The sequence below is a fragment of the Pseudomonas sp. MAG733B genome (genome assembly GCF_036884845.1).
Classification (GTDB): Bacteria; Pseudomonadota; Gammaproteobacteria; order Pseudomonadales; family Pseudomonadaceae; genus Aquipseudomonas.
In genome coordinates this window covers 3199641-3225809 of sequence record NZ_CP145732.1, presented here as the reverse complement: position 1 = coordinate 3225809, position 26169 = coordinate 3199641, and the positions used below count along the sequence as shown (strand labels likewise).

At 61.0% G+C, this 26169-nt stretch carries 24 protein-coding genes; 19 read left to right on the top strand and 5 right to left on the bottom strand.

Going from position 1 to position 26169, the window contains the following annotated elements:
• The first annotated feature begins 338 nt into the window (after window positions 1-338).
• Window positions 339-608, top strand: a complete 270-nt coding sequence (locus V6Z53_RS14980; protein WP_338586310.1) for a hypothetical protein — start codon at window positions 339-341, stop codon at window positions 606-608.
• On the opposite strand, the gene V6Z53_RS14975 is transcribed toward V6Z53_RS14980, so the two are convergent.
• Window positions 605-1513 (bottom strand): LysR family transcriptional regulator, encoded by a 909-nt coding sequence (locus tag V6Z53_RS14975; RefSeq protein WP_338586309.1) that lies wholly within the window; start codon window positions 1511-1513, stop codon window positions 605-607. The two genes, V6Z53_RS14980 and V6Z53_RS14975, sit on opposite strands and share 4 nt — an antisense overlap.
• 133 nt (window positions 1514-1646) lie before the next feature.
• On the opposite strand from V6Z53_RS14975, the gene V6Z53_RS14970 reads away from it, so the two are divergent.
• The gene (locus V6Z53_RS14970) at window positions 1647-3059 is read left to right on the top strand and encodes an MFS transporter (RefSeq protein WP_338586308.1); all 1413 of its coding nucleotides are present in this window, start codon (window positions 1647-1649) and stop codon (window positions 3057-3059) included.
• Window positions 3060-3073: 14 nt separating this feature from the next.
• Here the strand turns inward: V6Z53_RS14970 and V6Z53_RS14965 are convergent, their stop codons facing one another.
• Window positions 3074-3541: a cupin domain-containing protein gene (locus tag V6Z53_RS14965; protein ID WP_338586307.1), complete on the bottom strand. Its 468-nt coding sequence runs from the start codon at window positions 3539-3541 to the stop codon at window positions 3074-3076.
• Window positions 3542-3808: 267 nt separating this feature from the next.
• Here V6Z53_RS14965 and V6Z53_RS14960 point away from each other — a divergent pair, with 267 nt between their 5' ends.
• The 3 genes from V6Z53_RS14960 (at window position 3809) to V6Z53_RS14950 (ending at window position 7121) form a co-directional block, all read left to right on the top strand.
• The gene (locus tag V6Z53_RS14960) at window positions 3809-6265 is read left to right on the top strand and encodes a TonB-dependent receptor (RefSeq protein WP_338586306.1); all 2457 of its coding nucleotides are present in this window, start codon (window positions 3809-3811) and stop codon (window positions 6263-6265) included.
• Between the two features lie 109 nt (window positions 6266-6374).
• Window positions 6375-6593 (top strand): PLD nuclease N-terminal domain-containing protein, encoded by a 219-nt coding sequence (locus V6Z53_RS14955; protein ID WP_338586305.1) that lies wholly within the window; start codon window positions 6375-6377, stop codon window positions 6591-6593.
• Between the two features lie 33 nt (window positions 6594-6626).
• Complete coding sequence (locus V6Z53_RS14950; RefSeq protein WP_338586304.1) at window positions 6627-7121, top strand: cupin; 495 nt, start codon at window positions 6627-6629, stop codon at window positions 7119-7121.
• Between the two features lie 21 nt (window positions 7122-7142).
• On the opposite strand, the gene V6Z53_RS14945 is transcribed toward V6Z53_RS14950, so the two are convergent.
• Window positions 7143-7577, bottom strand: coding sequence for a GNAT family N-acetyltransferase (locus V6Z53_RS14945; protein ID WP_338586303.1), 435 nt, complete (start codon window positions 7575-7577; stop codon window positions 7143-7145).
• A gap of 204 nt (window positions 7578-7781) precedes the next feature.
• Here V6Z53_RS14945 and V6Z53_RS14940 point away from each other — a divergent pair, with 204 nt between their 5' ends.
• The 8 genes from V6Z53_RS14940 to V6Z53_RS14905 all read left to right on the top strand — a co-directional run bounded on the left by V6Z53_RS14940 (window position 7782) and on the right by V6Z53_RS14905 (window position 17578).
• Complete coding sequence (locus tag V6Z53_RS14940) at window positions 7782-8201, top strand: organic hydroperoxide resistance protein (RefSeq protein WP_338586302.1); 420 nt, start codon at window positions 7782-7784, stop codon at window positions 8199-8201.
• A gap of 614 nt (window positions 8202-8815) precedes the next feature.
• Window positions 8816-9946 carry a PAS domain-containing protein gene (locus tag V6Z53_RS14935; RefSeq protein ID WP_338586301.1) on the top strand — a complete coding sequence of 377 codons (1131 nt, stop codon included), beginning with the start codon at window positions 8816-8818 and terminating at the stop codon, window positions 9944-9946.
• Window positions 9943-11379 (top strand): sigma 54-interacting transcriptional regulator, encoded by a 1437-nt coding sequence (locus tag V6Z53_RS14930; RefSeq protein WP_338586300.1) that lies wholly within the window; start codon window positions 9943-9945, stop codon window positions 11377-11379. The genes V6Z53_RS14935 and V6Z53_RS14930 overlap by 4 nt, the downstream gene beginning before the upstream one ends.
• 247 nt (window positions 11380-11626) lie before the next feature.
• Window positions 11627-12232 (top strand): dimethylamine monooxygenase subunit DmmA family protein, encoded by a 606-nt coding sequence (locus V6Z53_RS14925; protein ID WP_338586299.1) that lies wholly within the window; start codon window positions 11627-11629, stop codon window positions 12230-12232.
• Complete coding sequence (locus V6Z53_RS14920) at window positions 12229-13197, top strand: PDR/VanB family oxidoreductase (RefSeq protein WP_338586298.1); 969 nt, start codon at window positions 12229-12231, stop codon at window positions 13195-13197. The genes V6Z53_RS14925 and V6Z53_RS14920 overlap by 4 nt, the downstream gene beginning before the upstream one ends.
• 17 nt (window positions 13198-13214) lie before the next feature.
• A complete protein-coding gene (locus tag V6Z53_RS14915) occupies window positions 13215-14255 on the top strand; it encodes a DUF3445 domain-containing protein (protein WP_338586297.1) in 1041 nt (346 codons plus the stop codon).
• Between the two features lie 227 nt (window positions 14256-14482).
• Window positions 14483-16006, top strand: coding sequence for an amino acid permease (locus V6Z53_RS14910; protein ID WP_338586296.1), 1524 nt, complete (start codon window positions 14483-14485; stop codon window positions 16004-16006).
• 147 nt (window positions 16007-16153) lie between these two features.
• Window positions 16154-17578 carry a gamma-aminobutyraldehyde dehydrogenase gene (locus tag V6Z53_RS14905; RefSeq protein ID WP_338586295.1) on the top strand — a complete coding sequence of 475 codons (1425 nt, stop codon included), beginning with the start codon at window positions 16154-16156 and terminating at the stop codon, window positions 17576-17578.
• A gap of 99 nt (window positions 17579-17677) precedes the next feature.
• On the opposite strand, the gene V6Z53_RS14900 is transcribed toward V6Z53_RS14905, so the two are convergent.
• Window positions 17678-17914: a hypothetical protein gene (locus V6Z53_RS14900; RefSeq protein WP_338586294.1), complete on the bottom strand. Its 237-nt coding sequence runs from the start codon at window positions 17912-17914 to the stop codon at window positions 17678-17680.
• Window positions 17915-18092: 178 nt separating this feature from the next.
• On the opposite strand from V6Z53_RS14900, the gene V6Z53_RS14895 reads away from it, so the two are divergent.
• From V6Z53_RS14895 to yghX, 6 genes are all read left to right on the top strand, one after another.
• Window positions 18093-19856, top strand: a complete 1764-nt coding sequence (locus V6Z53_RS14895) for an L-lactate permease (protein WP_338586293.1) — start codon at window positions 18093-18095, stop codon at window positions 19854-19856.
• A gap of 210 nt (window positions 19857-20066) precedes the next feature.
• A complete protein-coding gene (gene glcD, locus V6Z53_RS14890; protein WP_338586292.1) occupies window positions 20067-21566 on the top strand; it encodes a glycolate oxidase subunit GlcD in 1500 nt (499 codons plus the stop codon).
• Window positions 21566-22630 carry a glycolate oxidase subunit GlcE gene (gene glcE / locus V6Z53_RS14885; RefSeq protein WP_338586291.1) on the top strand — a complete coding sequence of 355 codons (1065 nt, stop codon included), beginning with the start codon at window positions 21566-21568 and terminating at the stop codon, window positions 22628-22630. Before glcD ends, glcE begins: the two co-directional genes overlap by 1 nt.
• 3 nt (window positions 22631-22633) lie before the next feature.
• A complete protein-coding gene (glcF, locus tag V6Z53_RS14880; protein WP_338586290.1) occupies window positions 22634-23854 on the top strand; it encodes a glycolate oxidase subunit GlcF in 1221 nt (406 codons plus the stop codon).
• A gap of 17 nt (window positions 23855-23871) precedes the next feature.
• Window positions 23872-24273 carry a heme-binding protein gene (locus V6Z53_RS14875; protein ID WP_338586289.1) on the top strand — a complete coding sequence of 134 codons (402 nt, stop codon included), beginning with the start codon at window positions 23872-23874 and terminating at the stop codon, window positions 24271-24273.
• 160 nt (window positions 24274-24433) lie between these two features.
• Window positions 24434-25321, top strand: coding sequence for a YghX family hydrolase (gene yghX / locus V6Z53_RS14870; RefSeq protein ID WP_338586287.1), 888 nt, complete (start codon window positions 24434-24436; stop codon window positions 25319-25321).
• Window positions 25322-25429: 108 nt separating this feature from the next.
• On the opposite strand, the gene V6Z53_RS14865 is transcribed toward yghX, so the two are convergent.
• Window positions 25430-26083, bottom strand: coding sequence for a peroxiredoxin (locus V6Z53_RS14865; protein WP_338586285.1), 654 nt, complete (start codon window positions 26081-26083; stop codon window positions 25430-25432).
• Window positions 26084-26169 lie beyond the last annotated feature (86 nt).

The window sequence follows — 26169 nt, the reverse complement described above, 5'->3', positions numbered from 1 at the left end:
CCTTGCCTGCTGGAAATTGATGGTGTCCCTGATGCCGCCATCGCGGGCAAGCCCGCTCCCACAGGTTATTGGCCAACCCGGTCCATTGTGGGAGCTGGCTTGCGAGCGATGAGGCCCGTGAGAACAGCACAAAACCCGACCATCACTCCCATCGATATTCACCATCGCCACGAATGCCTTCCGCTCCAAAACCGTCAGCGTAGGATCAATTTCAACCCAACACGAAACCCTGTAGCGGAGGGTCGAACCATGCTGATCCATCTCCTGACCTGCCTGGCCCTGACGGCCTTCACGTTGAGCGCATTTGCCTGGTTCCTCCTGTCCGAGGAGCGCACGTCATGATCACTGAAGTCACCCTGTCCGTGAGCTTCCCGGTATTCGGCAACAACTACTACTCGCAGCAATTCGAGTCTCGTAAGGTGTTGACCCTGATGTTCGACGAAAAATTCGAAGCGTTGCTGATTCCGTCAGCCGGTCATCACTTCAACAACGAAGTGGTCGGGCTCAACGATCAGTTCCGGTTTTTGAATGATGTGCTGGCCGAGCATTTGCTGGAAATCGAGATGGCCCAGAACGCCCCACGCTCGGCACGTTCGTTCACCTTCTAGAGCGCCCCGTTTGCTGCTTGCCCGCACACTTCACGCAAGCAGCCCCGCAACCAGCGATGCACCGGGTCAGCATCCAGCCGCGGATGCCAGAGCATCGCCACGGTAAATTCCGGCAGGTCCAGCGGTAGCGCAAAGCTGTGCATGCCGGTGCGCAGATTGGCGGTATGGCGTTCGGGCACGCTGGCGATCAGGTCACTGCCGCGAGCCAATGCCAGCGCCGTCGAAAAACCGCCGACGATCGTCGCGATCTGACGCTTCAATCCGAGCGGCTCCAGTGCCTCATCAATCGGCCCTTTTTCCAATCCCCGTCGTGACACACTGATATGGCTGCCCGCCGCATAACGCGCGGGCGTGATCGCGTCATCACCCAGCGAATGTCCCAGGCGCACCACGCCGATGAAACGGTCGCGGAACAAGCCTTGAGTGCGCAGCTCCGGGCTGGCGGCCTTCCCGACTACACCGGTTTCCAGATCGACCGTACCGTCGCGCAGTGACGTGCTGTCCTTGTCGGGTTTGTGCACGAAACGCAGGCGCACGCCTGGTGCCTGTGCAGCGACGAGGGCGATCAGCGCAGCACCGAAGTTTTCGACGAAGCCTTCGCTGGTGCGCATGGTGAAGGTGCGTTCCAGGTGCATGAGGTCGGGTTGCTCGGCCGGGCGCAGCACCGCCTCTGCTTCTTGTACCAGTTGACTGACACGCTCACGCAGCTCCAGTGCTCGCGGCGTCGGCACCAGGCCGCGCCCGGCCCGGACCAGCAGCGGATCGCCCATGGTTTCGCGCAGACGCGCCAGCGCCCGACTCATCGCTGACGGACTGAGGCGCAAGCGCTTGGCGGCCCGCGCCACGCTGCCTTCGGTCAGCAATACATCCAGGGTAATCAACAAGTTGAAATCGGGAGCGGACATGGATCGCACCGTGCTTGGGTGAAGTGGCGTTTTACGCACGTATTAAGTGCAATCAGTGCGCCTTCCGCCATGTTAGGCCCGGGCGTAGATTTGCGGTAGCTCCAATCGGGAGTGGCCACAAAAGAGAGTCCGCATGCAATCCACAACAGCCGTCACACCTGCGCTGTCAGTCAGATGGGCACTGCTCAGCCTGTCACTGTCGATGCTGCTGTCATCGCTCGGCACCAGTATCGCCAACGTGGGTTTGCCGACACTGGCCGAGGTGTTCGATGCGTCTTTTCAGCAGGTGCAGTGGATCGTCCTCGCCTACTTGCTGGCCATTACCACCCTGATCGTCAGCGTCGGTCGCCTCGGTGATCTCATCGGACGGCGTCGCCTGCTGTTGTCCGGGATCGGTTTGTTCACGCTCGCTTCAGCCCTGTGCGGTCTGGCGCCGACCCTTGATCTACTGATCGGCGCCCGGGCGCTGCAAGGCCTCGGCGCGGCGATCATGATGGCGCTGACGCTGGCGTTCGTCGGTGAGACCGTGAGCAAAGAAAAGACCGGCAGCGCCATGGGCCTGCTCGGCACCATGTCGGCCATCGGTACGGCGATGGGGCCATCGCTCGGAGGTGTGCTGATTGCCACATTCGGCTGGCAGGCGATTTTCCTGATCACCGTGCCCTTGGGCCTGCTGACCCTGCTGCTCGCCCACCGCTACTTGCCCGTTGATCGGCAGACAGCAAAACGCGCCGTTTTCGATCCGCTGGGCACTTTGGTGCTGGCCCTGACGCTCGGTGCCTACGCGCTGGCCATGACCCTCGGACGCGGTCATTTCGGCGCGCTGAATATCGCCCTGCTGTTGGCAGCTTGCGTCGGCGTCGGTGTGTTTGTGTGGGTTGAAGATCGCGTGGCCGCCCCGTTGATTCGCCTGGCAATGTTCCGCGATCCGCAACTCAGTGGCAGCCTGGTCATGAGCCTGTTGGTGACAACGGTATTGATGACGACCCTGGTGGTCGGGCCGTTCTATTTGTCCCAGGCGCTTGGGTTGAACGCCATCGGGGTCGGGCTGGTGATGTCCGTCGGGCCATTGGTTGCCGCGCTGACCGGCGTACCTGCCGGACGCATTGCCGACCGTTTCGGCGCACGACGCATGACCTTCGCTGGCCTGATCGCCATCGCACTCGGCTGTTTCCTGTTGTCGGTGCTACCGAGCAGCTACGGCATTGGCGGCTACATCGCGCCGATAGTGGTGATCACGTTGGGCTATGCAGTGTTCCAGACCGCCAACAACACGGCGGTCATGGCCGATGTCCAGCCGGAGCAACGGGGCGTGGTATCCGGACTGCTCAACCTGTCACGCAATCTGGGGTTGATTACCGGAGCTTCGGTGTTGGGCGCGGTGTTCGCCATGGCTTCGGCAACGGTCGACCTGAGTACCGCACAACCCGACGCGATTGCCAGTGGCATGCGCCTGACGTTTACCGTCGCGCTGGGGTTGATTGGCATTGCCTGCCTGATCGCGGTGGGCAGCCATGCGCTGACCACGGGGCGTGATCAGCGCTAAGCAGTCCCGAGCGCTTACTGCTCGATTTTCAACAGCGGCGTGTCTTTCTTGACGATGTAGGTGGCCAGCTCCGAAGCCTTGACGGTGCCGACGTTCTTCGCCTTGTGCACGGTGCCGGCCGGGATGTACAACGAGTCGCCGGCCTTGAGCGTCACGTTCGGCTGACCTTCAAGTTCGTACTCGAAGGTCCCGGAAATCACGTGGGCGACTTCGACACCCGGGTGCGAGTGCTTCGGCGACGCGACACCCGGATCGAAATCGACCAGCACCTGAATCACTTCCCGACCTTCTACATCGAGGTCATGACGCACCAGATCGGTACGCTTGATGCCGGTCTGCCAACTCTTGGCGGGAGCCTGGCCGGCGTCGGCGGCTGGTTTGGTCTCTTGGGCCTGAGACAAACCAGCGAAAGCGGTGAGTGCCGCGGCGACGATGGCGACGCCGAGCAGGCTGGCGGCGTTGGTTTTGTTATTTCGGGACATCGCAATTCTCCAATGAGCGCGGGGTAAAAAAATGCGCGGGATGCCGTTGTGCGGCAGCCCCATTACGCGGCCGGCGTGTATCACGTTCGTGTCCTCCCGGGGCTGTTTTGTATGCGCAAGTAGCGGTTGGCAAGGGAGATACGTTCAGATACACGGGCCGGTGAGCGACGCTCGATAATATTTTCAACTTTTGCTGATACCTTTTTCGCGGTCGTTCGGTGTGTAGGGAAATTCTCCTTTTTCCTTTGTACCCACAGGCATTGCCGAATGACTTCCCGATCGCTCCCGAACCGCAGCAAACTCCGTCCGGCCCGCATCCCCATGAATGCGCTGAGCCTGGCCATCGCCCTGTCCGCTATGGCCCCCGCGCATGGCGTCTGGGCCGCCGAAGCCAGCCAAAGCGCTGCTTCGCGCACTTACGCCATCGGCGCCGGTTCGCTGTCCAGCGTATTGGCGCAGTTCGCGGCGCAGTCAGGCGTGTTGTTGTCTTTCGATGCAGGTTTGCTGAAGGATCAAAACAGCCAGGGCCTGCAAGGCAATTTCACCGTGCAGTCCGGTTTCGCCCGGTTGCTGCAAGGCAGCGGCTATTCGCTGATCGCCACCGGCGCCGACAGCTACACCGTGGCGCCCCAGGTCAACAGCGGCGCGGCGCTGGAGCTGGGCGCCACCACGGTCAGTGGCATCGCCACCGAAGCCGATACCTACGCCGGTGGTCAGGTGGCCCGTTCGGCGCGCCTGGGCGTGCTGGGCAATCGCGATATCAAAGACGTGCCGTTCAGCGTGGTCAGCTACACCGCCAAGACCATCGAGGATCAGCAGGCGCGAACCGTCGGTGATGTGTTGCTCAACGACTCGTCGGTGCGCCAGTCCGCGGGCTTCGGCAACTTCTCACAGGTGTTCACCATCCGCGGTCTGCCGTTGACCACCGACGACATTTCGTTCAATGGCCTGTACGGCGTGCTGCCACGGCAGATCATCACCACCGAAGCGTTGGAGCGGGTCGAGCTGTTCAAGGGCCCGAACGCGTTCATCAACGGTGTCGCGCCGGGCGGCAGCGGTATCGGCGGTAGCGTCGACCTGGTGCCCAAGCGCGCGCAGGACATCCCGACCCGCAGCGTGACCCTCGATTACGCCAGTGACAGTCAGGTCGGCGGGCACATCGATCTCGGCCAGCGCTTCGGTGAAGACAACCGCTTCGGCGCGCGGGTCAACCTCGCCCAGCACGGTGGCGATACTGCCGTGGATGATGAAAGCGAACACTCACAGCTGATCGCTGTCGGCCTGGATTATCGCGGTGAGCGCCTGCGCGTCTCCACCGACCTCGGCTACCAAAAACAACGCATCAACAACGGTCGCTCAGTGGTCTACCCCACCGGCACCAAAGTCCCGCACGCACCGTCAGCCAAGGACAACTACGCCCAGGACTGGACCTGGTCGGAGCTCGAAGACACCTACGGCATGGTCAACGCCGAGTACGACCTCAACGACAACTGGACCGCCTACGCTGGCGGTGGCGCCAAGCACACCCGGGAAAACGGCCAGTATTCGTCGCTGTACGTCGCCAACGACGGCAGCGGCAAAGTCGGCTTCCTCTACTCGCCCCACGACGAAGACAACAAAAGTGCGATCGCCGGTTTGAACGGTCATTTCAATACCGGCCCGGTCACGCACCAGATGAACTTCGGTTTGTCCGGCACTTGGGGTGAACAGCGCTCGGCATTCGAAGCGATCCTGGTGGCCAACCGCGTCAACGGAAATTTGTACAACCCGGTCCAGGTGCCGCGCCCGACCAATACCTATTTCGGCAGCGATATCCATGACCCGCGCATCGTCGGCAAAACCCGAGTCAAGAGTGCCGCCGTTTCCGACACCCTGGGCTTCATCGACGACCGCGTCCTGCTGACCCTCGGCGTGCGCCGCCAGACCATCGAAGCCGATGCGTGGAACACCACCAGCGGTGCACGTACCGCCAACTACGAAGAGTCGATCACCACACCGGTCTACGGTTTGGTGATCAAGCCGTGGGAGCATGTGTCTTTCTACGCCAACCGCATCGAAGGCCTGCAACAAGGCCCGACCTCGCCGTCCACCGGCATCACCAACCCCAACGAAGTGTTCGCCCCCAACCGCAGCAAACAGACCGAGGCCGGGGTAAAACTGGACTGGAACAGCTTCGGCGCGACGCTGGGTGTGTACCGCATCGAGATGCCGAACAGCTCGACCTCGACCGTCACCGGCAACCGCTTGCCGACCTTCAGCGTCGACGGCGAGCAAATAAACAAAGGCGTTGAGCTGAACGTGTTCGGCGAGCCGCTCGATGGTCTGCGTGTGCTGGCCGGGGCGACCTGGATGGACACCGAACAGAAGAAAACCTCCAACGGCCTCAACGACGGCAACCGCGCCGCAGGCGTGCCGCGCTTCCAGTACAACCTCGGCGCCGACTGGGACGTGCCGGGCATCCAGGGCGCGGCCCTCAGCGGACGCATGCTGCGCACCGGCGGCGAATACGTGAACGCCGCCAACAGCCTGAGCATCCCGGCCTGGACCCGCGTCGACCTCGGCGCCCGCTACGGCTTCAAGGCCGACGACAAATACATCACCCTGCGCGCCAACGTCGAAAACGTGGCAAACAAGGCGTACTGGTCTTCGGCCTCTACGTCCAACAATTACCTGACCCAGGGCGAACCACGGACGCTGAAATTGTCGGCGACGGTGGATTTCTAAGGGTTTGCTACGCCGGTCGTAAGGACATGATCGGCCACAGCAATCCGCAAATTTAATGAACCCTGCGCGCCCACACTCACCTAACTGAATGACCATCAGGAGGTGACACATGCAATTTGAAACAACGTGGATCGTGCTCGCGGCTGTTCTTCTACTGATTGAATTGTGGGCGATCAATCGGCTGCGCAAGAGCGACGGCAAGGCGAGCACCCGAGGCGTCTGGATGGTGGTGATCGTGTTCGTGCCGTTGCTGGGGTTGATCGCCTGGGCCTTGGCCGGGCCGAAGCACATCGCGAACAACCCGCAGTCGGCGCAGGCCCGGCAATAACCCGAGACATGCACCAGGCTCAGGAGGTCGCTCATGACTGCTCAAATCTTGCTGCTTGAACGCAACGGCTGGGTGCCCAACAACCCACGCCTGCCGGTGCTGGTTTACCCGAAGGCCATTGTCATTGAAGGCAGCGACCCGGCGGCGCTGTTCGAGAAAACCTTCAGCGCCAATGGCTGGCCGCCGCAGTGGCGGGACGGGGTTTACAGCTATCACCACTATCACACCGAGGGTCATGAAGTGCTGGGCATCGCCAGCGGTCATGCACGGTTGATGCTCGGTGGCCCGGAGGGACACGTGCTGGAAGTCGGTCCGGGTGATGTGGTGTTGCTGCCTGCCGGCACCGGTCACTGCAACCTGGGCGCGAGCGATGATTTTCTAGTGGTTGGGGCTTACCCGCCGGGCCAGCGTCCTGATATTTGCCGAGAAGCGCCGAGCGCTGAACAACTGGCGAACATCGCGAAACTGCCGTTTCCCGAACAGGATCCGGTGGAGGGTGTGGATGGCGCGTTGACGCAATACTGGTGACGCGCTTGAGCACCTAACTCATTACGCATTTGCATTCCCCGAACGGATAAACGAATACCGATCAATATCCGTGCGCAACTGCCACCCCTGCCCCTGCCAATACCGGGCTGCTGCCTCGTTGGTCTTGAACACGTCAAGGTGACATTTGAAGATGCCTTCGCGCTCAAGGCTCGACAGGCAACGCTCAACCAGTGCGTTGGCGACGCCCTGCCGACGAAATTCGGGAAGCACCAGCAAATGCTGGAGATAACCCCGACGACCGTCATGCCCGCACATCACGCAGCCGCAAAATGTGCCGTCGACTTCAGCCACGAAGCTCATGCCGGGATTGCGTTGCAGATATCGCGCAGTCGATTCGCGGGAGTCGGCATCGCGCAATGAGATGCCCGGCGTGCTGCGCATGAGATCGATGACCGCATCGTAGTCGTCCTGGGTCATCACACGGATATTGAACATGGGTTTTGGCCTGCTGAATAACGGGCTCAGCAGCCTAACAAAAGCCTCTCAGGCGTTGTGTGAACAGCTGATGATTTGTATCGCTGTGTATTCACGACAGGCGCGCTTACACGGCGATACACAACCGACGGTTCAAGACACATACGGCGTACATGAAGGTGGAAAAGTGCGCGGGTCGAAGTTCAACCTTTGCAGGAGCCATTCATGATCAATCAAATCGAAACCGTGCTGTACACCGGCAAGACCGTCACCACTGGCGGCCGTCAGGGCGAATCGCGCAGTGATGACGGGCGTCTGGAAATCAAGCTGTCCCCGCCTGGTTCTGCCGGCAGCGGCACCAATCCCGAGCAACTGCTGGGTGCCGGTTGGTCGGCCTGTTTCATCGGTGCGCTGGGCAAGGCAGCGGTCGCGTTGAAAGTCAGTTTGCCGGCTGATACCAGCGTTGCAACCGAGATAGACCTGGGCAAGACCGACAATGCGTTTTTCCTCCAGGCGCGTCTGAACGTCAGCCTGCCGGGCGTGGACCCGGTGCTGGCGCGCACGCTGGTGGACGCCGCTCACCAGACCTGCCCGTATTCCAAGGCTACCCGTGGCAACATCGACGTGACGATCAATCTGGTTTGATGGCATAGCGCGGACAAACAAATGCCCCGGCAGGCGGGGCATTTGATCTTGGCGAGCTGAAATTGCACAGCTGCACAAGCAGGCTTCGAGAGCCTAGTAGGTGGCCAGCGCTGGTCTCTGGCTTACGAGGTTTATCAGGACTCTCACAGAAACAGCTATATGCACTGTCCTGCTTCACACGGCATAAGGGCTGGATCTCAGCGCGGAGATCTTTCTAACCGTGTACCCTTCGGAGCGCGCCCCACGCGTCCTCGCTATCCGCTTGCGCATCAGTCTGCGTTTTCACCTACACCTTCAGAGTAGCAAAACACCCGGGGTGTGGGCCGCTGTTTTTAGACCGATTTCATCCTGTCGCAAATACCGCTGGATTGAAAAATGCTATGCGCATCAAGTCACTCATCGGAATGCCAACCGCCTCCAGTTCACGGGCATTAAGCTCGACTCATGCGCTGCATAAATGCACATTTCGCTGCAATATCACAGCACTCAACGAAGCGCCTGTCTTGCGTTGCTCCCTGTTCACAGGCTTTTGAGTTGGCATGCGAAATGCCCGCTTTTTATTGCCTGTGGTTTTCATCCAGGAACCCAATAAACCAGATTGAGCCAACCCAACGATGGATATCCTGAATTTGCTGGCCAGAAAAGCCCAGCCTCTGGCCAGTACCCTGAGTGCCGACGGGCACCTGCTCAACCTTTCCGCCAGCCTGAGCGATCAATTGGGTTATGCACCCGACGAACTGCTCGACCAGCCGATCGAACGCATCTTCAGCGTCGACTCGATGCGTACTGTGCAATCGCTGTTTGCCAACCCACCTGCCGATGAACAGATCCACAGCCTGGAATTGACCCTGATTCGCCACAACGGCGGGCTGTTGCACGTGATTGCCAGTGGCTTGCTGGAATGGCGGACAGTGCAACCGGCACGTCTTCATCTATTGAAAATCCCGCTTGGGGTTCTGGGTCATCGGCTACGGGAAATGCACAACGCCAATGAGGTGATGAGCCAGATGCTGCAGAGCGCCAAGGTCGCCTACTGGTGCATCGAGTTCGCCGAGGCGGTGGACATCAACAATTCACCGGATGAAATCGTCCGCCAGGTATTCGAAAACGACTCCCACTGGCGCCTGTGCAACCGTGCTATGGCCGATGTCTACGAGATGCCGTCCGATGTCGATTTCAACCAGCAACCCGTGCGACTGTACTGGCCGCGCAGCCCGGCCAACGAAGAGTTCGTGCGGCGGTTGATCGAAGCCGGGTTCAGCGTCGATTGCGCACTGTCGGTGGACCGTCGCCATGACGGTTCGCCCGCCTACGTGGAAAACGACGTACGGGCGACCATCGTTAACGGCCAGTTGTTGCGGATGTGGGGCAGCATTCGCGACGTCAGCCAGGAACTGCGCATGCAGCACGACGCCGAGCAACGCATCGATGCCCTGCGCCGGGTGTTCGATGCAGTGCCTGACGCGGTGCTGGTGATCGATGAACACCTGCAACCGCAATGGCGCAACGCAGCCTTCGAAGAAACCTTTGGTATCACCCAAGGTGCAGGCATCGCTCGACTGTTGCTGGACAACGCACTGCCCGAACGCACCTGGCAAAGCCTGCCCCTGCCGGGCCTTGGCGGGCGCGAACGGCAGTTCAATGTGCATTGTTCGCGCATCCTGATCCGTGAAGGCGTGGCCTGGCGGGTTGCGGTGTTCCGCCAAAGCCAGGGCGTTCGCCGCACCGAAGAGTTGCACCCATGAAAGATACCAACCTGCCCCCAACCATGCAGATGGGCATGCGTTCTTCGGTCAATGTCAGCACTGAAGTGCTGGGTGCACTGCTGCAAACTCCAGCGCTGCACGCCTTGCTCGACAGCTTCAGCGAAGCGTTGATCGTGACGGACGGCGAAGGCCAGGTGCGCTTTCTCAATCTGGCCGCCGAACGTGTCAACCGGCTCTCCAAACAGCAAGCCGTCGGGCTGTCGGAAAGTGATTTTTTCCAGCGTTCGGCCTTGAATTACGATGATCTGCTGGCTGCGTTGAATCGCGGTGGCAACAGCGCGTTGACCCGCTCGCGGGAAGGTCGCGTCCTGCTCAGCAGCACGCATGCGATTCCCACGGGTGCTTACGAAAAACCGTTCCGCATGTTGACCCAGAAAGACTTCGACGGCAGCCAGCCACAGCGTCGAACCTCCCTTGGCAGCCGACCGGTGGAACCCCAGGGCCTGCGTGATCCTCAGGACAATGCCCTGCATCTTTCCCCGCAACTGTCGAGCATCGCCGATACCGGCGTGCGTGCTTTTCGCCGGCGCGCGCGGTTGTTGCTGCTGGGTGAACCGGGGGTCGGCAAGACCGCCATCGCCCGGCATATTCATCGGGCGGCCGGTTGGGGTGACCGGCCGTTCATTCACGTCAATTGCGGGAGCATTCCCGAGAGCCTTTTCGAATCGGAGATGTTCGGCTACGAGCGCGGCGCGTTCACCGGCGCCTTGCAGGGCGGCAAGCAAGGCTATATCGAGGCGGCCTCGGGCGGGACATTGTTTCTCGACGAAATCGGCGAAATCCCCCTGCATGTCCAGGCCAAGTTATTGAAGTTTCTCGAAGACAGCACCATCCAGTCAGTCGGCTCGCCCCTGAGCAAGACCGTACAGGTGCAGGTCATCGCCGCCACCAACAAAGACCTGCGCCACTTGGTGAGCACCGGCGAGTTTCGTGCCGACCTTTACTATCGCCTCGCCGTGCTGCCCGTTGAAATTCCGCCGCTGCGCCAGCACCGGGATGATTTGCCGTTTCTGATCGATATTCTCCTGAGCCGCATCAATGGCGACCGCGAGCCGTCGCTGAGCCTGTCGACCGGCTGCCGCAAGCGTCTGATGAGCTATGACTTTCCGGGCAATATTCGGGAACTGGTGAACATCTTCGAGCGGCTGGCGGTGCTTGCCGACGATGAAGCGCAGGAGCATCACTTGCCGGCCGAACTGCTAGAGCCGCAGCGCTCGCCGCCGCACTCGAGACCTTCCATCGTGGAGGACGAGCCGCAAGACAACCCGGAGCAAAACCTCAAACTTCAGGTTCAACAGTTCGAACGCCAAGTGATCCTCCAGGCCGTGGACCTGTGCGGCAGCAAGCGCAAGGCTGCGCAGCACCTGGGCATCGACATCGGCACGCTGATTCGCAAGTTGCAGCGCGATTAACCGCCGACAGGCGGTTGCACAGGGGATTGTGCGCTAACCGGAAACAAACCAGGCGCTGCAAAAACGCCTACACATTTGTTTACTTTTGCCTGCATCACAGACCATCACAAATACTATTTTCTTATAATTCAACAAGTTAAATACTTGGCACGACCTATGCTCCTGCTATCTGCAACCCACCATCGTTGGGCTTTGCATCGGAGCCGGCTTCCATCCGCCGGCTCGCTAGCCAGGAGGAATAATAAGAATGTTGATCACCGGGATCAAAAGCCGACCGGTTTATGACCGGTTGCAACCACTGCCGGGAGGCAGGCGACACATCGTTGCCGGGCAAGGCAGCGGCGGTCGTGCCATGTTGCGTTTGCTGGACGAGATGGAGGGGCTGGATTGCCCCATCACCTTGCTGTATTCCCGCGAATCCTTTTCCGGGCAGGATTTCCTCGCACCATTGCAGCAGCAACACCCCAACCTGCCATTGCAGGTCGTTGAGACGAATCAGGCGTTGATCGACGCGCTCAAGGTGCTGCTCGCAGATGCCCGCATGGGCACCCGCCTCTATCTGGCCGGTTCCGAAAGTTTCCTCGGCAGCGCCATGCAAGTGGCCACGCATTTCGACCTGAACCGCGACGAAGTCCTGCGCGAGCACTCCGGCACCCTCGTGCGCCGGGTCTGGTGCGTGCACTGCGACACCTACACCGAGAACGTCACCCAACGCGTCTACGACTGCCCCGGCTGTGGCGTGACGCTCGTGGTGCGCGATCACTATTCCCGGCGCCTGGCGGCGTTTCAGGCGGTCAAGGCCGACGCCGAAGTCCCGGGCGAATTACCCCCTGCCGAGGAGCTCGATACATGAGCCAGAACAATGGGACGATGAATCTGCGCGTGGCCCGGATCGAAGCGGTGACCCCGGAAATCAAGCGCTTCACCCTGGTCTCGCCGACCGGCGCACACTTGCCGGCGTTCTCCGGCGGCAGTCACGTCGTGGTGTTGATCGCCAATCAAAGCAACACCTTGCGCAACCCCTACTCGCTCCTGAGCTCGCCCTACGACACCAGCAGCTACCAGATTGCCGTGCGCCGGGTAGAAAGCGGTCGCGGCGGTTCGGTTGCGCTGCACGACTCGGTCAACGAAGGGGACCTGATCGAGATTACACCGCCGGTCAACCTCTTCCCGTTGATCAAACAGGCGCGCCTGCATTTGTTTATCGCCGGCGGTGTCGGCATTACGCCGGTGATTTCGCAATTGGAAGAACTGCGCCTGAGCAAGGTGCCGTTCGAGCTGCATTACGCAGTGCGTGGCGAAGAACATGCGCAATTGGGCGAAGAGTTGCAGGCCATCTATGGCCAGCAGGTTCATCTCTACCGCAAGGGTGTCGAATCGCGCATGGAAATCGGCAAGATTCTGGCCGACCGCGCGCTGGGGAGTCACGTCTACGTGTGCGGCCCGGATAGCATGATCGATGCCACCCTGGCGTGCGCTCACGACCTTGGCTGGACCGACAGTCATGTGCACTTCGAACGCTTTCTGGAGCAAAGCAGCGGCGGCGAAGCCTTCAGCTTCACCCTCGGCCGCAGCGGCGCAACCATCGAAGTCTCACCCGACCAGACCATGCTCGAAGCGGTCGAAGCCGCAGGCTTCAGCATGCCTTACCTGTGTCGTGGCGGTGCCTGTGGTCATTGCGAAACCCAAGTGCTGGAACTCGACGGCGAGCTGCTGCACAGCGACGACTGGCTGTCCGACGACGACAAGACCAGCCGCAAGAAAATCATGCCCTGCGTATCCCGCGCCAAATGCAATCGCCTGGTCATCGACCTCTGATCGACGGAGAAAAAACAATGAACATAAAATTCAATCCCGACGAAACCTACCGCGACGACTACACCTTCGCCAACAGCCCGGAAACGATTGCCCGCGCGCCCTTCCCGTTTCCCGATGATGACTACATGTATTCGATGAACCTCGAACCTCATGTCCCGGTGGGCGACGGTGCGTTCCGCGCCGCGTTCGATATCGACGAGCACTACATCAGCGAGTGCCGCGATCGCGCCATCACCCTGGAGAAAGACCCGGGCATGCACTACGTCTCGGCACCGCACATGATGGAGGCGCAATGGGACCTGCTGGAATTGATCATGGAATCCTATGCCCGGGATTACCCGCAATACTTCAGCCTGGAGCGGGACGGTCGCCAATGGCACTGGACCAACCGGCTACTGGGCATCGACGACCGTTTCACCTTTGGCGACCCGACCACTCTGCCCTATGAGCCGATGGAATATGTGACCCGTCAGGCTCAGGGCGACTGGGTCTTGCAGGAAGAACGCGACGGAACGTTGTACTGGGGTGCAGGCATCGCCACTCAGCGTGCGGACTACTCGCTGCGCTTCAACCTCGGCATGAGCTGGGAAGAATTCCACGGCCCGGTACCGCTGGTGAAAGAAATCGGCATGCTCGACCGTGCCCTGAAGTTCCTGCTGCGTCTGCGGATCGGCCACCCGGTGCGGCGTCTGAACTGGTCGCTGACGGTCAACCCGCGCCTCGAAGTGTCGGCCGAAAGCCTGCCGGAATGGGCACCGGACCGGACCATCGTCACCGCCGAAAACGCCGGCAAGCTGGTGTACCTGCGCATCGAACTGCAACCGCTGCATCGCCTGCCACGCAGCAACGCCATCGTCTTTCCGATTCGCACCTACCTGTTGAGCCTTGAAGATATCGCCACCAACCCGGCGTGGGCTCGGCGCATGCACCGCGTGTTGCGCGACTTGAACCAGCAACTGGTCGACTACAAGGGTTTCAGCCGTTACCGCGATGCGGCTGTGGAGTGGCTTTCGCAGTACGACGATGGGCGAGATAACGAGGCAAAAAAGCAGGCGTGAACCTGCCCGGGCTTATGTGGCGAGCGAGCTTGCTCGCGCTGGGCTGCGAAGCGGCCCCGGCATTTTTGTGAGTGCTGCGCACTCAAGCGCGAGCAAGCTCGCTCGCCACAGGACGGCACATGGCTTCAGGTCGCAACCGGTTTTCTAAAAAACAACAAGCCCAAACCGGGCATCGGCGGGCCAACCCGCCAGCACTAATCCACTGCCATTGATAATGAGGAAATAACATGAGTGGCTCATCTGACACGCGTGCAAGCACCAGCGCCGACCAGGATGCGGAACAACTGCGCGCCCTCGGCTACAGCTCCGATTTCAATCGCAGCATGAGCCTGTGGGAGAACTTTTCCCTGGGCTTTACCTACTTGTCGCCGGTCGTCGGCGTCTACACCCTGTTCGGTTTGTGCCTGGCTGCCGGCGGCCCGCCGATGTTCTGGTCTTACCTGTTGATCGGCGCCGGGCAAATGCTGGTGTGCCTGATTTTTGGTGAAGTGGTTTCGCAGTTCCCGATTTCCGGTGGTGTTTACCCTTGGGCCCGTCGCCTGGTGGGTAAGCGCTGGGCGTGGATGGTCGGCTGGGTGTATGCCTGGGCCCTGTGCGCCACCATCGCCGGTGTCGCGGTGGGTGCCGGGCCGTATCTGGCGATCATGATGGGCTTCAGCCCCGGTCCCGAGGCAAACATCTACATCGCCCTGGCAATCATCCTGCTGTCCACCGCGTTGAACCTGGTGGGCACCAAGTTGCTGGCGCGGGTGGCGATGTTCGGCTTTCTCTGCGAACTGGTCGGGGCGATCCTCGTCGGTGGCTATCTGCTGATCTTCGAGCGTCATCAGCCGATCAGTGTACTGTTTGACACCTTCAACCTTGAGGTCAATGGCTCGTACTTGCCGGCGTTCCTCGCGGCGTCCCTGGCCGGTCTGTTCCAGTACTACGGCTTCGAGGCGTGCGGCGATGTCGCCGAAGAAACCCCGAACCCGGGCAAGCGCATTCCCAAAGCCATGCGCATGACCATTTACATTGGCGGCGCTGCGGCGATGTTCGCGTGCCTGGCGCTGATCCTTTCGGTGCCGGACATGGCCAAGGTCCTGGCCGGCGAAGACACCGACCCGGTTGCCACCATCCTGGCCAACGCGTTTGGCCCCGTGGGTTCGCGCCTGGTAATGGCGGTGGTGATGGTCTCGTTCATTTCTTGCGTGTTGAGCCTGCAAGCGGCCGCCAGCCGGTTGCTGTTCGCCTATGCCCGGGACGAAATGATCGTCGGCAGTTCGCTGTTCAAGCGTCTATCGGCAAACCATGTGCCATCGTTCGCGCTGTTGGTCAGTGGTCTGGTTCCGGCGGCGATTGTCTGCCTCGGCATGTTCATGGCCGACGCGGTGGCCACCATCGTCGGCTTTGCGGCCATTGGTATTTACGTGGCGTTCCAGCTGATCGTAGTCGCCGCGTTGATCGCCCGCGCCAAGGGCTGGCGCCCGAACGGTCAATTCACCCTAGGTGCCTGGGGTCTGTGGATCAACCTGGCGGCGCTGATTTACGGCGTGTGCGCCATCATCAACATGGTCTGGCCGCGCTCGCCGGATGCGCCGTGGTACATCAACTACTCAATGATTCTGACCACTCTGGTGGTGATGGGTGCAGGCCTGGTCTACATGCTGCTGGGCAAGCCTTACGACAAAGGCACGGCACCGGCGGGTGATGCGTGGAAGTTTTCCAAGCCGCAGAGCAAAGCGTCGCAAAGAGTCGTGGTCGGTAACTGACAACTCATTACCCCTGTAGGAGCTGCCGCAGGCTGCGATCTTTTGATTTTTTTTGAAGATAAAGATCAAAAGATCGCAGCCTTCGGCAGCTCCTACAGGGCCCGGTTTCCCCAGAGAAAAAACAACAGTTCCGAAGAGGACAGAACCATGCAAACCAAGCTCCTGATCAACGGCCAACTGCTCGACGGCGAGGGCCCCGCCCAACCGGTATTCAACCCGGCGCTGGGCCGTGTGCTGGTGGAAATCAACGAAGCCAGCGAAGCCCAGGTCGATGCCGCTGTGCGTGCCGCCGATGCCGCGTTCGACGGCTGGTCGCAAACCCCGCCGAAAGAACGTTCGCTGTTGCTGCTCAAACTCGCTGACGCCATCGAAGCCCACGGCGAAGAGCTGGCCAAACTGGAATCAGACAACTGCGGCAAACCCTACAGCGCCGCGCTGAACGACGAGATCCCGGCGATTGCCGATGTGTTCCGCTTCTTCGCCGGCGCCAGCCGTTGCATGAGCGGGTCGGCCGGTGGCGAATACCTGCCGGGCCACACTTCGATGATCCGCCGCGATCCCGTGGGCGTGATCGCTTCCATCGCGCCGTGGAACTACCCGCTGATGATGGTCGCCTGGAAAATCGCCCCGGCCCTCGCCGCCGGCAACACGGTCGTGCTCAAGCCGTCGGAACAAACCCCGCTGACCGCCCTGCGCCTGGCGCAATTGGCGTCGGAGATTTTCCCGGCCGGCGTACTCAATCTGGTGTTTGGTCGTGGTCCATCCGTGGGTAGTCCGCTGGTCACTCACCCGAAAGTGCGCATGGTGTCGCTGACCGGTTCGATCGCCACCGGTTCGAACATCATTTCCAGCACCGCCGACACCGTCAAACGCATGCACATGGAACTCGGTGGCAAGGCCCCGGTGATCATCTTCGACGACGCCGACATTGATGCCGCCGTCGAAGGTATTCGCACCTTCGGCTTCTACAACGCCGGGCAGGACTGCACCGCTGCCTGCCGCATCTACACGCAGGAAGGTATCTACGACAAATTCGTCGAGAAGCTCGGCGCGGCGGTCAGCAGCATCAAGTACGGTTTGCAGGAGGATCCGGCCACCGAACTCGGCCCGTTGATCACCGCGCAACACCGCGACCGCGTGGCCGGTTTCGTCGAGCGCGCCGTGGCGCAGCCGCACATCCGCTTGATTACTGGCGGCAAAGCGGTTGAGGGCAATGGTTTCTTCTTCGAACCGACCGTGCTGGCCGACGCGCAGCAGGACGACGAAATCGTCCGTCGCGAGGTCTTCGGGCCGGTGGTGTCAGTGACCAAGTTCAGCGACGAAGCGCAGGTGCTGGGTTGGGCCAACGATTCGGACTACGGCCTCGCATCTTCCGTGTGGACCGCCGACGTCGGCCGCGCCCATCGCCTGTCGGCGCGGTTGCAATACGGCTGCACTTGGGTGAACACACACTTCATGCTCGTCAGCGAAATGCCGCACGGCGGTCAGAAACTGTCCGGGTATGGCAAGGACATGTCCATGTATGGACTCGAGGATTACACCGTCGTAAGGCATGTGATGTTCAAACACTAAGAAGAGCATCGCTGGCAAGCCAGCTCCCACATGATCACCGCAATCCCTGTGGGAGCTGGCTTGCCAGCGATGGCGTCACTTCAAATCCCCAGCCTTGCGCTACAACGTTCGCTGACTATTGCCGATGCCCTTGGCGATATCAATGCCCCAATCCATCGCCGCCTCCATGTCCAGCATGTGCGGTTTTGGATCGTGGTTTTCGTCGATTGGCGTGCCGTCCGGCCAGTAGACACCGATAAACATCCCCAGCGAACCGTCCTTCAATATTTCGGCTTTGACCCGAATGCTGCATCCGTTCGACAGCGTCTCCTTGTGCTCCAGATGGCGCTCAGTCATGGCAATTTTCCTTCCGTCGCAGGATTTTCGACCTTACTGGCAATGCTAGCTCAGCCGCGAAATTGCGCTGGTTCGCAGGTCTGACCACTCAACCTGACAGCGGCGAAATGCCACCTATACTAGAAGCCACCGCCCCTCCGGGGTCTGCATATCCAACAATAAAAAGCAGAGGTGGAACATGGTTTGGCAGCAAATCTACGATCCGTTCAGTAACCCGGTCATATCCACCCTCATGGCCGCCGTGCCGGTAGTGGTGATGCTGGCCGCGCTGGCGTTCTTCCATGTCAAGGCACACCTGGCGGCGCTGCTCGCCCTGGCCTCGGCGCTGGTGATCGCCATCTTCGCGTTCGGCATGCCCGCCAACATGGCCGGTTCCGCTGCGCTTTATGGCGCCGCCAACGGCCTGCTGCCGATTGGCTGGATTGTGTTGAACATCATTTTTCTGCACCGTCTCACCACCGAGAACGGTTCGTTCAAAGTGCTGCAGGATTCCCTGGCGCGGATCACCGACGACCGGCGCCTGCAACTTTTGCTGATCGCCTTCTGCTTCGGCGCCTTCTTCGAGGGCGCGGCCGGCTTCGGTACGCCGGTGGCAGTGACCGGGGCGATTCTGATCGGTCTGGGCTTCTCCCCGCTGGCCGCTTCGGGCCTGGCGCTGATCGCCAACACCGCGCCGGTGGCTTTTGGCGCGCTGGGCACGCCGATCATTACCCTGGCCAAAGTCACCGGGCTGGATGAAATGGAGCTATCGATGATGGTCGGTCGGCAACTGCCGTTCTTCTCGGTAATCGTGCCGTTCTGGCTGATCTGGGCGTTTGCGGGTTGGCGCAAGATGCTGGAGATCTGGCCGGCAATCCTCGTCGCTGGGGTCAGTTTTGCCATCCCGCAATTCCTCGTTTCCAACTATCACGGGCCAATGCTGGTGGACGTGATCGCCGCGCTGATTTCCATGGCTTGCCTGACCGGTTTCCTGAAAGTGTGGAAACCGGCCACCATACATACCTCCGCGGCCCTGACCGGTCGGGTCGACGATTCGAAAATCGACGCTGAATATGAATCGAAAACCGAGCCCACCGCGGCCTTTTCCGGCGACTCGAAAAAGGCTGTGATGCGCGCGTGGATGCCGTGGATCATCCTCACCGTGTTCGTATTCGCCTGGGGCACCCAGGGCTTCAAAAACATGTTCGACACCCGCCCGGCGATTGATCCGGCCACCAATTCGGCCAAGCTCGACCCGCAGGGCAAGCCAATGCGCGAAGCCAACCCGGTGTTCGCCCCCGTGCTGACCTTCACCACCATTCACCAGCAGATCGAGAAAGTGCCGCCGGTAGTGCCTGCACCAAAAGTCGAAGAAGCGGTGTACAAATTCACCTGGTTCACCGCCACCGGCAGCGGCATCCTGCTGGCAGCGATTGTCGGCGGATTGCTGATGGGTTACTCCATCCCGCAACTGATCCATCAGTATCTGCGGACATTGTGGGTGGTGCGTTACTCCTTGATTACCATCACCGCGATGCTCGCCCTCGGGTTCCTCACGCGTTACTCGGGGCTGGATGCGACCATGGGGCTGGCCTTTGCCGCGACGGGGATTTTCTACCCCATGTTCGGCACGTTACTTGGGTGGCTCGGCGTAGCGCTGACCGGCTCCGACACCGCGTCCAACGTGCTGTTCGGCGGCTTGCAACGGGTCACCGCCGAGCAATTGGGCCTGAGCCCGGTGCTGATGGCCGCTGCCAACAGTTCTGGCGGGGTCATGGGCAAGATGGTCGATGCCCAATCCATCGTGGTCGCCTCCACCGCTACGCGCTGGTACGGCCACGAAGGGGAAATCCTGCGCTACGTGTTCTTCCACTCGATCATCCTGGCGATCCTGGTCGGTGGGCTGGTGACGTTGCAGGCGTATGTCGCGCCCTTCAGCCATATGGTGGTGGGCGGCCATTGATTCCAGCACAGCGCTTTCTTGCATAAATCTTATCCACGCCCGGGCTCATTGCCCGGGCGTGGCGTTATACATGGCTGATGGTTTTATTGAATGAATCGTCCATCGAGCAGACAAAGATCCCATGGACAGCTGAGCCTGGCGGGCCAATGATTAAGACAGTGGATCGCGAAAACAGACCTCACATAACAACAAAGCGAGGGTCGAGCGCCAATGAACATTCTCTACGATGAACGCGTTGACGGCGCCCTGCCTGACGTCGACAAAAACGCGTTGCTGCAAGCCCTGCAAACGCAGATGCCGGAGCTGGAAATCCTGCATCAGCAGGAAGAACTCAAGCCTTACGAATGCGATGGCCTGTCGGCGTATCGCACCACGCCGATGCTGGTGGTGCTGCCTCGGGACATCGCGCAGGTTCAAGGCGTGCTGCGCCTGTGTCATGAGCGGCAAGTGCCGGTGGTTGCCCGGGGTGCCGGCACCGGATTGTCCGGTGGCGCCCTGCCTCTGGAAAAAGGCGTGCTGCTGGTGATGGCGCGTTTCAACCAGATTCTGCACATCGACCCCGCCGCCCGCACCGCACGGGTCCAGCCGGGAGTGCGCAACCTGGCGATTTCCCAGGCCGCCGCGCCGCATGGTTTGTACTACGCGCCCGACCCGTCGTCGCAAATCGCCTGTTCCATCGGCGGCAACGTCGCGGAAAACGCCGGCGGCGTGCATTGCCTGAAGTACGGCCTGACCGTGCACAACGTGCTCAAGGTGGACATTCTCACCGTCGACGGCGAACACCTGACGCTTGGCTCCAACGCCCTCGATTCACCCGGCCTCGATCTGCTGGCCTTGTTCACCGGCTCCGAAGGCATGCTCGGGGTAATCACCGAAGTCACGGTCAAATTGCTGCCCAAACCGCAGTCCGCCAAAGTGCTGCTGGCGGCGTTCGACTCCGTGGAAAAGGCCGGTCGCGCGGTCGGCGACATCATTGCCGCCGGCATCATCCCCGGTGGCCTGGAAATGATGGACAACCTGGCGATCCGCGCCGCCGAGGACTTTATCCACGCCGGTTACCCGGTGGACGCCGAAGCCATTTTGCTGTGCGAACTCGATGGCGTCGAAGCTGACGTTGATGACGATTGCGACTGTGTGCGCCAAGTACTGGAACAGGCCGGCGCCACGGAAGTACGCTTGGCCAAAGATGAGGCCGAGCGCGTGCGTTTCTGGGCCGGGCGCAAGAATGCGTTCCCGGCCGTTGGCCGTTTGTCGCCGGACTATTACTGCATGGACGGCACCATTCCACGCCGCGCCTTGCCCGGCGTACTGCACGCCATCAAAGAGTTGTCGGCCGAATACGGCCTGCGGGTGGCCAACGTGTTCCACGCCGGTGACGGCAACATGCACCCGCTGATTCTGTTCGACGCCAATACGCCGGGCGAACTTGAGCGCGCCGAAACCCTGGGCGGCAAGATCCTGGAATTGTGCGTGAAGGTCGGTGGCAGCATTACCGGCGAACACGGCGTGGGCCGCGAGAAGATCAATCAGATGTGTGCGCAGTTCAACAGTGACGAGCTGACCCTGTTTCATGCGGTCAAAGCGGCATTCGATCCGAGCGGCCTGCTCAACCCCGGCAAGAACATTCCGACCCTGCACCGCTGTGCCGAATTCGGCGCGATGCATGTACACGCCGGACAGTTGCCCTTCCCTGACCTGGAGCGTTTCTGATGCACGGCACAGGCGATTTCGATGAAAGCGGCGCGCTGCTGGAGCAAGTCAATCAGGCGTTGGAAAACGCCACGCCGTTGCGCATCCAGGGCTCCAACAGCAAGGCGTTTCTTGGCCGGGTGACTGCGGGGGAAATACTCGATACCCGTTCGCATCGCGGCATCGTCAGCTATGACCCGACGGAACTGGTGGTCACCGTGCGCTGCGGCACGCCGCTAGCCGAACTGATGCAAGTGCTGGACGCCGCGCAACAGATGCTGCCCTGCGAACCGCCGTCATTCGGCGATGGCGCCACCGTGGGCGGCATGATTGCCTGCGGGCTGTCGGGACCACGACGGCCGTGGTCGGGGTCGGTGCGCGACTTTGTCCTCGGCACTCGGGTGATCACCGGTCTCGGCAAGCATTTGCGATTCGGCGGCGAGGTGATGAAAAACGTCGCCGGCTACGATGTGTCGCGCCTGATGGCCGGCAGCTACGGGACGCTGGGGCTGATCACGGAAGTCTCGCTCAAGGTCCTGCCCAAACCCCGGCAATCGTTGAGCATCAGCCTGGAGATGAACAGCGAGCGCGCCTTGCAGCATCTGGCGCAGTGGGGCCAGCAACCCTTGCCGATCAGCGCCGCCTGTCACGACGGAGAGAACCTGCACCTGCGTCTTGAAGGTGGCAGAGGTTCGGTGTCGGCGGCCCAGGATCGTTTGGGCGGTCAATGGCTGGACAACGCCTACTGGGCCGACCTCAACGAGCAGCGCTTGAGTTTCTTCGATGAGGATCAGCCTCTATGGCGTCTGTCCTTGCCGCACAACACACCTAAACTGTCCCTGCCCGGTCTGCAACTGATCGACTGGGGCGGCGCCCAGCGCTGGCTCAAATCCGACGCCGAAGCGACGTTCATTCGCCAGGTGGTCGAGGAAGTCGGCGGCCACGTGACCTGCTACAGCCACGGCCTGATCGACTGCCCTTTCCAGCCGTTGCCCGGCCCGTTGCTGCGCTATCACCAAAGCCTCAAGCAACAACTCGATCCCCGGGGCATCTTCAACCCCGGTCGCCTGTACGCGGAGCTTTGAACCATGCAAACCACCTTGAGCGAAAGCGCCCGCCGATTACCCCGCGCCGAAGAAGCCGACAGCATCCTGCGCACCTGCGTGCACTGCGGTTTCTGCAACGCCACGTGCCCGACCTATCAGTTGCTCGGCGATGAGCTGGATGGCCCGCGCGGGCGCATCTACCTGATCAAGCAAGTGCTGGAAGGCAACGAGGTCACACAAAAGACCCAGCAGCATCTGGACCGCTGCCTGTCATGCCGCAACTGCGAAACCACCTGCCCGTCCGGCGTCGACTATCACAACTTGCTGGATATCGGCCGCGCGGTGGTCGATGCGGCGGTACCGCGGCCAATCGGCCAGCGTTTGTTGCGCGAAGGCTTGCGTACGCTAGTCCCCCATCCGGACCTGTTCAAAGGCCTGGTCAACAGCGGTCAGATATTCCGCGCGCTGCTGCCCGATGCACTGCAAAGCAAACTGCCGCGCCGCGCAGCACAGACCAAGCCGCGCCCCGCCACCCGCCATGCGCGGCACGTGTTGATGCTTGAAGGCTGCGTGCAACCGGGCCTGTCGCCCAATACCAACGTAGCCGCCGCGCGGGTGCTGGATCGCCTCGGGATCAGCGTCACCCCGGCCCGCGAAGCCGGTTGCTGCGGTGCCGTGGATTATCACCTGGACGCCCAGGCCGCCGGCCTTGATCGCGCCCGCCACAACATCGATGTCTGGTGGCCGAGCATCGAACAAGGCGCCGAAGCCATCGTGCAGACGGCCAGTGGTTGTGGGGCGTTTATCAAGGATTATGGACATCTGTTGGAGCGCGATCCGGCTTACGCAGAGAAGGCCAAGAAAGTCAGTGCGCTGGCCAGGGATCTGGTTGAAGTGTTGCGCGCTGAACCCCTGGAACAGCTCGGCATCCACAGTGCCCAGCGTCTGGCCTTCCACTGCCCCTGCACCTTGCAGCACGCGCAAAAACTCGGTGGCGCGGTGGAGACGGTGTTGGAGCGTCTGGGCTTCAACCTGACCTTCGTGCCCGACGGCCATCTGTGCTGTGGCTCGGCGGGCACCTACTCGCTGACCCAGCCGGAACTGTCCCGGCAACTGCGCGACAACAAGATGAATGCCCTGGAAAGCGGTTACCCCGAAGTCATCGTCACGGCCAATATCGGCTGTCAGTCCCACCTCGACGGCGCGGGCCGCACGCCGGTCCGGCACTGGATCGAAGTGGTCGAAGCCGCATTGTCGCAATAGCGCCCTGGAGAACGCCCATGAAAAGCAAAGCCGTGCTGAGCCAGACCGAAGTGACCCGAATCCTCGCTGCGGCGCGGACCGAAGCGCAAAACAATCAATGGCCGGTGACCATCGCGATCGTCGATGACGGCGGCCACCCGCTGGCCCTCGAACGCCTCGACGGCGCCGCGCCCATCAGCGCCTACATCGCCACCGAAAAGGCCCGCACCTCAGCCCTCGGACGACGCGAGTCGAAAGGCTACGAAGACATGATCAACGGCGGGCGCACTGCTTTTGTCTCGGCGCCGTTGCTGACGTCGCTTGAAGGCGGCGTACCGATCATCGTCGACGGCCAGGTGATTGGCGCGGTCGGGGTGTCCGGAGTCAAGGCCGAGCAGGATGCGCAAGTGGCGAAAGCCGGGGCGCAGTGTCTAAAGTGAGCAGAATGCAAATCTATCCTCCACCATAGATCCCTGTGGGAGCGGGCTTGCCCGCGAAGGCGGCGGCACATCCAGCATCCATGTGTCTGATACTCCGTCATCGCGGGCAAGCCCGCTCCCACAAGGTCCGCGTCAAACCAGCCGAAAAGGAAACGCACAGATGCCCCGTCTCACTGCGAAAGACTTTGCCCCCGAATTGCTGGAGCTCTACGACTATTACGCCCATGGCCTGATCAACCGGCGCGAGTTTCTCGACCGGGCGGCGTTGTTCACCCTCGGCGGGTTGACGGCCAGTGCGCTATTGGCCTCCCTGAGCCCGAACTATGCCCTCGCCGAGCAGGTCGAGTTCACCGACCCGGACATCATCGCCGAGTACATCACCTACCCTTCGCCCAAGGGCCACGGCGAGGTTCGCGCCTATCTGGTTCGTCCGGCCAAGGCCACCGGCAAAGTCGCCTCGGTGGTGGTCGTGCATGAAAATCGCGGGCTCAATCCATACATCGAAGATGTCGCCCGGCGCGTGGCCAAGGCTGGTTTCATCGCTCTCGCCCCGGACGGGCTGAGTTCGGTCGGCGGCTATCCCGGAAACGACGACAAGGGCCGCGCGCTTCAGGAAAAAGTCGACCCGGAAAAGCTCATGAATGACTTCTTCGCCGCCGTCGAATTCATGATGAAACACCCCGCTGGCAGCGGCAAAGTGGGCATCACCGGGTTCTGCTACGGCGGCGGTGTCACCAATGCGGCCGCCGTGGCCTACCCGGAACTGGGTGCAGCGGTGTCGTTTTATGGGCGTCAGCCAGAAGCCAAGGATGTGCCGCGAATCAAGGCACCGGTGATGCTGCACTACGGCGAACTGGACACGCGCATCAACGAAGGCTGGCCGGCCTATGAGCAGGCGTTGAAAGCTGGAGGCAAGACCTATGAGGCCTTTATCTACCCCGGCGCCAATCATGGTTTTCATAATGATTCGACACCGCGTTATGACGAGGCGGCGGCGAAACTGGCGTGGGATCGGACGGTGGAGTGGTTTCGCAAGTATCTGGTTTGATCGGTCGGCAGGGCCGGCCTCATCGCGGGCAAGCCCGCTCCCACAGGTATCGAGTTGAACCTTGTGGGAGCGAGCTTGCTCGCGATGGCGGCATCAAGATTTACCAATCTATTTCGGTTGCGCCACAGTCCGCAGATACGGTTTGTGAGTCTTGAACCCATCCGGATATTTCTTCTTCGCATCCTCGTCAGACACCGACGTCGGAATAATCACGTCTTCGCCCGGACGCCAGTTCACCGGCGTGGCCACGGTGTGCTTGGCATTGAGTTGCAGCGAGTCAAGCAAACGCAGCACTTCATCGAAGTTGCGCCCGGCGCTCATCGGGTAGATCAGCATCGCCTTGATCTTCTTGTCCGGGCCGACCAGGAACACCGAACGCACCGTGGCATTGTCCACGGCAGTGCGCGAGCCGCCGCTGGCGTTCGGGTGAATCATGTCGTAGAGCTTGGCCACCACCAGGTTTTCATCGCCGATCAGCGGATAGTTGACGGCGTTGCCCTGGGTTTCCTCGATGTCACCGACCCACTTGTTGTGGTCGCTGACCGGGTCGATGCTCAGCCCGAGGATCTTGGTGTTGCGCTTGTCGAACTCTGGCTTGAGTTTGGCCAGATAGCCCAGTTCAGTGGTGCAAACCGGAGTGAAATCCTTCGGATGGGAAAACAGGATGGCCCAGCCGTCACCGATCCACTGGTGAAAATTCAGCGTGCCTTCGGTGGTGTCAGCAGTGAAATCCGGAGCTTCGTCGCCAATACGAATTGCCATAATCGATCTCCTTGCAGTAGTGAACAGGGGCGCCCGCGCCATGCTGCGGACAGTCAGGAACTGATCTTCGCGAAACAGTATAGGAG

What these genes read in the sequence shown, in the direction of transcription:
- V6Z53_RS14940 (WP_338586302.1), top strand. Translation starts at nt 7,782, where the DNA reads ATGATCAATCAAATCGAAACCGTGCTGTACACCGGCAAGACCGTCACC.
- V6Z53_RS14920 (WP_338586298.1), top strand. Translation starts at nt 12,229, where the DNA reads ATGAGCCAGAACAATGGGACGATGAATCTGCGCGTGGCCCGGATCGAA.
- V6Z53_RS14910 (WP_338586296.1), top strand. Translation starts at nt 14,483, where the DNA reads ATGAGTGGCTCATCTGACACGCGTGCAAGCACCAGCGCCGACCAGGAT.
- yghX (WP_338586287.1), top strand. Translation starts at nt 24,434, where the DNA reads ATGCCCCGTCTCACTGCGAAAGACTTTGCCCCCGAATTGCTGGAGCTC.
- V6Z53_RS14925 (WP_338586299.1), top strand. Translation starts at nt 11,627, where the DNA reads ATGTTGATCACCGGGATCAAAAGCCGACCGGTTTATGACCGGTTGCAA.
- V6Z53_RS14960 (WP_338586306.1), top strand. Translation starts at nt 3,809, where the DNA reads ATGACTTCCCGATCGCTCCCGAACCGCAGCAAACTCCGTCCGGCCCGC.
- V6Z53_RS14865 (WP_338586285.1), bottom strand. Translation starts at nt 26,083, where the DNA reads ATGGCAATTCGTATTGGCGACGAAGCTCCGGATTTCACTGCTGACACC.
- V6Z53_RS14965 (WP_338586307.1), bottom strand. Translation starts at nt 3,541, where the DNA reads ATGTCCCGAAATAACAAAACCAACGCCGCCAGCCTGCTCGGCGTCGCC.
- V6Z53_RS14915 (WP_338586297.1), top strand. Translation starts at nt 13,215, where the DNA reads ATGAACATAAAATTCAATCCCGACGAAACCTACCGCGACGACTACACC.
- V6Z53_RS14935 (WP_338586301.1), top strand. Translation starts at nt 8,816, where the DNA reads ATGGATATCCTGAATTTGCTGGCCAGAAAAGCCCAGCCTCTGGCCAGT.
- V6Z53_RS14945 (WP_338586303.1), bottom strand. Translation starts at nt 7,577, where the DNA reads ATGTTCAATATCCGTGTGATGACCCAGGACGACTACGATGCGGTCATC.
- V6Z53_RS14950 (WP_338586304.1), top strand. Translation starts at nt 6,627, where the DNA reads ATGACTGCTCAAATCTTGCTGCTTGAACGCAACGGCTGGGTGCCCAAC.
- V6Z53_RS14895 (WP_338586293.1), top strand. Translation starts at nt 18,093, where the DNA reads ATGGTTTGGCAGCAAATCTACGATCCGTTCAGTAACCCGGTCATATCC.
- glcE (WP_338586291.1), top strand. Translation starts at nt 21,566, where the DNA reads ATGCACGGCACAGGCGATTTCGATGAAAGCGGCGCGCTGCTGGAGCAA.
- glcF (WP_338586290.1), top strand. Translation starts at nt 22,634, where the DNA reads ATGCAAACCACCTTGAGCGAAAGCGCCCGCCGATTACCCCGCGCCGAA.
- V6Z53_RS14930 (WP_338586300.1), top strand. Translation starts at nt 9,943, where the DNA reads ATGAAAGATACCAACCTGCCCCCAACCATGCAGATGGGCATGCGTTCT.
- V6Z53_RS14900 (WP_338586294.1), bottom strand. Translation starts at nt 17,914, where the DNA reads ATGACTGAGCGCCATCTGGAGCACAAGGAGACGCTGTCGAACGGATGC.
- V6Z53_RS14955 (WP_338586305.1), top strand. Translation starts at nt 6,375, where the DNA reads ATGCAATTTGAAACAACGTGGATCGTGCTCGCGGCTGTTCTTCTACTG.
- V6Z53_RS14970 (WP_338586308.1), top strand. Translation starts at nt 1,647, where the DNA reads ATGCAATCCACAACAGCCGTCACACCTGCGCTGTCAGTCAGATGGGCA.
- V6Z53_RS14905 (WP_338586295.1), top strand. Translation starts at nt 16,154, where the DNA reads ATGCAAACCAAGCTCCTGATCAACGGCCAACTGCTCGACGGCGAGGGC.
- glcD (WP_338586292.1), top strand. Translation starts at nt 20,067, where the DNA reads ATGAACATTCTCTACGATGAACGCGTTGACGGCGCCCTGCCTGACGTC.
- V6Z53_RS14975 (WP_338586309.1), bottom strand. Translation starts at nt 1,513, where the DNA reads ATGTCCGCTCCCGATTTCAACTTGTTGATTACCCTGGATGTATTGCTG.
- V6Z53_RS14980 (WP_338586310.1), top strand. Translation starts at nt 339, where the DNA reads ATGATCACTGAAGTCACCCTGTCCGTGAGCTTCCCGGTATTCGGCAAC.
- V6Z53_RS14875 (WP_338586289.1), top strand. Translation starts at nt 23,872, where the DNA reads ATGAAAAGCAAAGCCGTGCTGAGCCAGACCGAAGTGACCCGAATCCTC.